2 protein-coding genes are annotated in these 1,154 nt (G+C 45.1%); both read right to left on the bottom strand.

Annotation, left to right across the window (positions count from 1 at the left end):
* Positions 1 to 21: 21 nt before the first annotated feature.
* A complete protein-coding gene (locus tag WEIDD23_RS05555) occupies positions 22 to 789 on the bottom strand; it encodes an SseB family protein (protein ID WP_010371481.1) in 768 nt (255 codons plus the stop codon).
* 73 nt (positions 790 to 862) lie between these two features.
* Positions 863 to 1,154 (bottom strand): BMP family ABC transporter substrate-binding protein (locus WEIDD23_RS05550; RefSeq protein ID WP_156469584.1); only part of this gene is annotated, 292 nt, incomplete at its 5' end.

Below are 1,154 nucleotides of genomic sequence, written 5' to 3'. Positions count from 1 at the left end.
GATGCGGTTTTTTTGTATAAATTAGTTAGCCTTGTTGTAAATTGGCGTAAAGGCGGCTGCACGTGGGTAACCGATTTCTTCAACGCTCAATACATTTGAAAATGCTGGGGCATTGTTAATCGTTGCAAATGCAAAGAATTGTGCCTTAGCTTCTTCTGGATCACCTTCAGTGTGGATCACGTAAATCAATGTACGTTCTGGTGCACGAACCAAATCGATTGCCCATACTGTGTTCATCTCTGGCATGTTTTCTGGCAATTGCTCAGCCAACTTTGCCGCAAAGTCTGATTGGTCATCAACTGGCTCTTCCAGCGTGATTGGGTCTTGTTCGCGCATTTGCGTCAACGTTGCCATCACATAGTTCATGTTGTCTTGGTTCATCACAACATTTTGACCAAATGCATTAATTACCAAACCAGTATCTGGGTTAGCTGACATCAAAGCTGCGTAAGTTTCCAATGAAACCGTCAAGCCCACAACACCTTCAACATCAGTTGACCACTTGTTGTACTCTTCAGTGCTCGTAAATGCTGGGAAGAAAACTTCTTCCTTTTGGTTTTGGATAACTTGGTAGTTCAATTGTGCAGCTACTTCAGAATCAATTGAGAAAGTACCATCACCATTGTCAGTCAATTCTGCATCAACTTGAACTGGCGCAAGCAATTGCGCAGCGCCCAGCATCGCAATGAAATCATGCTCTGTTTCAGGGTTTACATCTTTCTCGTAAGCATCAAGCGTTGCTTCGAGATCTTCATTTTGTAGTGGACGGTTGAAAATCACATCTGCCATGTTCAAATTCCTCATTCGTTTATTTTTAGTTAGTATAACCCAACCCTAAATAAATGTGGTGGAAAAAGGGTTACTACTTAGCTGGTACTTTAACGTCCCCGGCCACAATAGCCTTTTGCGCTTTTTGCACCGCTTGCCATGCCCCGGCTGACATCTGACCACGGGTCACCGCAACTCCCTTGTTTTTCAAACCATAGACTAGGTGTTGGCCGCCTGGAAACTTATCCGTCGCTGCACGTTCCGTGACATCCTTGACCGCCGTGCCAACGCCCTTCGTTGCTGACGTTAGCGTGAAGTTACTCTTACCATCAGTTGCTTGATAACCCCCATCAGATGCTTGATCCACGTCGACACCGACAACCCAA

This window comes from Weissella sp. DD23 (genome assembly GCF_001579105.1).
GTDB classification, from domain to species: domain Bacteria; phylum Bacillota; class Bacilli; order Lactobacillales; family Lactobacillaceae; genus Weissella; species Weissella cibaria.
This window is presented reverse-complemented; position numbering and strand designations above follow the sequence as displayed.